Origin of the sequence: Mesorhizobium sp. M7A.F.Ca.CA.001.08.2.1, assembly GCF_003998455.1 — a bacterium.
GTDB lineage: Bacteria > Pseudomonadota > Alphaproteobacteria > Rhizobiales > Rhizobiaceae > Mesorhizobium > Mesorhizobium ciceri.
The window spans coordinates 1-3723 of record NZ_RZPW01000635.1; the positions used below are offsets into that span (position 1 = coordinate 1).

The following is a 3723-nucleotide window of genomic DNA, read 5'->3' on the forward strand; positions in this document are numbered from 1 at the left end:
AACATCGAGTTCGCCAAGGCGGAGTTCGCGTCGTCGCCGACCGCCATGAAGATCATCGATTTCATCACCAGTCGCGGCAAGCGGCACTATGCTGTGCCGTCGCTCAAGGGCGGCGATGGCGACGACGTCGATGACGAAGACTGAGACAGCGGCAGCGCGTCTTGATCTTCCGCCGGGCTCCAGGGTCGGCATCATTGCCGGCGGCGGCAGTCTGCCGGTCGAAGTCGCGGCCGGCTCGGCTGAACAAGGCTATCCGCCCTTCGTCATCCTGATGGAAGGCGAGGTCGACCGCATCGCGGTGCTCTCCCGATACGATCATGAAAGCCTCGCTCTGGAAGGTATAGGCTCGCTGGTCCCATTGCTACGGCGGCACCGGATCACCCATCTGGTGCTTGCAGGCGAGATCAAGCGCCGGCCGCGATTGCTTGCGCTGCGCCCCAGTCTCAGCCTGCTCGCGGTAATTCCGCTGGTCGTCATGGCGCTCGCGCGCGGCGACGATGGCCTGCTGAAGGTCTTGGCGAGGGGCCTCGAAGCCCGTGGAATAAAGGTTGTCGGCGCCCATGAAGTCGTGCCGAGCCTTGTCGCCGCCGAAGGCGTCCTGACCAACGCCGCGCCACAAAAGTCGGACTGGCGTGACATCGAGGCAGGCCTTGACGCAGCAAAGGCCATCGGGGCGCTGGACATCGGCCAGGCCGCGATCGCCATCGGTGGCCGGACCATTGCGCTGGAAGGCATCGAAGGAACAGCCGGATTGCTTGAGCGGGCAAAGCTTTTACGCGGCCACGGCCGTATTGCGGGCAAGACCCGCGGCGTCCTGGTCAAGTGCGCCAAGCCTGGTCAGGAACTGCGAGCGGATCTTCCGTCCATCGGTCTGCAGACGGTCGAAGCAGCGCATGCAGCCGAGCTTGCCGGGATTGCCGTCGAGGCGGGACGTTCGCTGGTTCTCGAAGGTCCTGAAACCATCGCGCGCGCCAACGCACTCGGCCTGTTCGTCATTGGCCTGCCTGCCACGACGGAGCGGCACAATGGCTGACAGGGCATTGAAGATCGCGATTGTTGCCGGCGAGGAGTCCGGCGACCTGCTCGGCGCCGACATAGTGCGCTCGCTTAAGCAGGCGGCCGGGCGCGAGGTGCAACTCGTCGGCCTCGGCGGCCGTCATTTGCAGACGCTGGGACTGGTCTCGCCATTCGATGCCGGTGAGATCGCCCTCATGGGGTTCAGTGCCGTCCTGCGCGACCTTCCGCGCCTGATGCGGCGGATCAGCCAACTGGCCAAGACCGTTGCCGACGAAAAGCCGGATTGCCTCGTCACCATCGACAGTCCGGACTTTTCGTTGCGCGTCGCCAAAAAGGTGCGTGCGGCCAACCCGTCGATTCCGATCATCCACTATGTCTGCCCGAGCGTGTGGGCGTGGCGGCCGGGCAGGGCGGTCGCGATGAAGCCCTATGTCGACCACATCCTCTGCATCCTGCCTTTCGAGGTTAAGGAGTTGGAGCGGCTCGGCGGGCCACCGGGCACCTATGTTGGGCATCGCCTGACGCACGATGCGGGCTTGCTTGCTGCAGCCAAGGCGCAGGAGCTGCCACGCGACCTTTCTCCTGATCGTGTCAAAACCCTGCTCGTCCTGCCCGGTTCGCGGCGTGGCGAGGTACGGCGGCTGCTCGACCCGTTCGGCGAGACGGTGTCAATCCTGCGCGCGCGCGGCCACCGCCTGCGGCTGCTGCTGCCGACCGTCCCGCATGTCGCCGACCTCGTCAAATCTTCTGTCAACCGCTGGGATGAAAAGCCTGAGATCATCGTCGATCCCCAGCGCAAATGGCAGGCTTTCGGCAAGGCCGATGCGGCGCTGATCGCGTCCGGGACGGTATCGCTGGAACTGGCGCTGGCCGGCGTGCCGATGATTTCCTGCTACAGGCTCGACCCGGTCGCGCGCATCTTGGCGCCGTACCTCGTTTCCGTCTGGTCGGCGCTGCTGCCCAATCTGATATCGGATCGAGCGCTTATTCCCGAATTCTACGACGGCTATATCAAGCCGAACAATCTTGCCCGGCAATTGGAGGCACTGTTCGCCGACAGCGGCATGCGTGCCTGGCAGAAGGATGGATTTGCAGAGATCAGGCGGCGCATGGCTACGGGCAGACCGTCCGGCGAGATCGCCGCGCAGGTGGTGATGCGGTATGTCAAGAGAGTGAGTAGTCAGTAATCAGTAGAAATGGTCGACTTCACTACTCACTACTCACTACTCACTACTCACTATTTCCTGATTCACCGCTTTGCGATCGGCACGTAATCCCGCTCCGGTGCACCGGTATAGAGCTGGCGCGGGCGGCCGATCTTCTGGCGCGGATCCTCGATCATCTCTTTCCACTGGGCGATCCAGCCGACGGTGCGGGCGACCGCGAACAGCACGGTGAACATGGTGGTGGGGAAGCCCAGCGCCTTCAGCGTAATGCCGGAATAGAAGTCGACATTCGGGTAGAGCTTCTTCTCGATGAAATAGGAATCGGTCAGCGCGATCTTTTCCAGCTCCATGGCGATGTCGAGCAGCGGATCGTCCTTGATGCCGAGCTCGCCCAGAACCTCATGTGCCGTCTTCTGCATGATCTTGGCGCGCGGATCGTAGTTCTTGTAGACGCGGTGGCCGAAGCCCATCAAGCGGAACGGGTCGTCCTTGTCTTTGGCGCGGGCGATGAATTCGGGGATGTGATCGACATGGCCGATCTCGCCAAGCATGTTGAGCGCCGCTTCATTGGCGCCGCCATGCGCGGGTCCCCACAGGCAGGCTATGCCGGCGGCGATGCACGCAAACGGGTTGGCGCCCGACGAGCCGGCGAGGCGAACGGTCGAGGTCGAGGCATTTTGCTCGTGGTCGGCGTGCAGGATGAAGATGCGTTCCATGGCGCGCGCCAGCACCGGATTGATCTTGTATTCCTCGCAAGGCACGGCAAAGCACATATGCAGGAAGTTGGCGGCAAAGTTCAGCTCGTTCTTCGGGTAAATGAAGGGCTGGCCGATGTGGTATTTGTAGGCCATCGCCGCGATCGTCGGCATCTTGGCGATCAGCCGCATGGAGGCAACCATGCGCTGGTAGGGGTCGGAAATGTCGGTGGAGTCGTGATAGAAGGCCGACAGCGCGCCGACCACGCCGCACATCACCGCCATCGGATGCGCGTCGCGGCGGAAGCCGGTGAAAAAGCGCGACATCTGCTCATGCACCATGGTGTGGCGCGTCACGCGGTAATCGAAATCGTCCTTCTGCGCCTTGGTCGGCAATTCACCGTAGAGCAGGAGATAGCAGACCTCGAGGAAGTCGCCATGTTCGGCCAACTGGTCGATCGGATAGCCGCGGTGCAACAGGATGCCGGCGTCGCCGTCGATGAAGGTGATTTCGGACTCGCAGCTTGCCGTCGAGGTGAAGCCGGGATCGTAGGTGAAAGCGCCGGTAGTTGAGTAGAGCGAGGCGATGTCGATCACATCAGGCCCGACCGAACCGCTTCGCACCTTGAATTCATGGGTCTTGCCGGCGAATTCAAGCGTTGCGGTGGCCTCTTGGGTCTTGCCCAAATCCAGTTTTTTCGCAGCTTCGGTCATTGCAAACTCCTTCTTGTTTCCTCATGCCGGCAAAGGCAAATTTCGCAGAGCGACACGTCGAAAATCACCGCAATGCGCGTATTCGCCACCGCATTTCAGGAGGTGCGTGCCAGATTGGGCCAAGGCCTAAT

At 62.2% G+C, this 3723-nt stretch carries 3 protein-coding genes and 1 pseudogene; 3 read left to right on the forward strand and 1 reads right to left on the reverse strand.

All coding sequences use genetic code 11. The features are described from left to right. The 3 genes and pseudogenes from EN914_RS39385 to lpxB form a co-directional block, all read left to right on the forward strand. Window positions 1–144: pseudogene (locus EN914_RS39385) on the forward strand (acyl-[acyl-carrier-protein]--UDP-N-acetylglucosamine O-acyltransferase); the annotation flags it as partial. Further along, complete coding sequence (locus EN914_RS27940; RefSeq protein ID WP_164753107.1) at window positions 131–1033, forward strand: LpxI family protein; 903 nt, start codon at window positions 131–133, stop codon at window positions 1031–1033. The pseudogene EN914_RS39385 and the gene EN914_RS27940, both read left to right, overlap by 14 nt. Continuing rightward, window positions 1026–2204 carry a lipid-A-disaccharide synthase gene (gene lpxB / locus EN914_RS27945; protein ID WP_024503345.1) on the forward strand — a complete coding sequence of 393 codons (1179 nt, stop codon included), beginning with the start codon at window positions 1026–1028 and terminating at the stop codon, window positions 2202–2204. Before EN914_RS27940 ends, lpxB begins: the two co-directional genes overlap by 8 nt. A gap of 62 nt (window positions 2205–2266) precedes the next feature. Here lpxB and gltA read toward each other — a convergent pair whose 3' ends face one another. After that, complete coding sequence (gene gltA, locus EN914_RS27950; RefSeq protein ID WP_013531749.1) at window positions 2267–3592, reverse strand: citrate synthase; 1326 nt, start codon at window positions 3590–3592, stop codon at window positions 2267–2269. Window positions 3593–3723 lie beyond the last annotated feature (131 nt).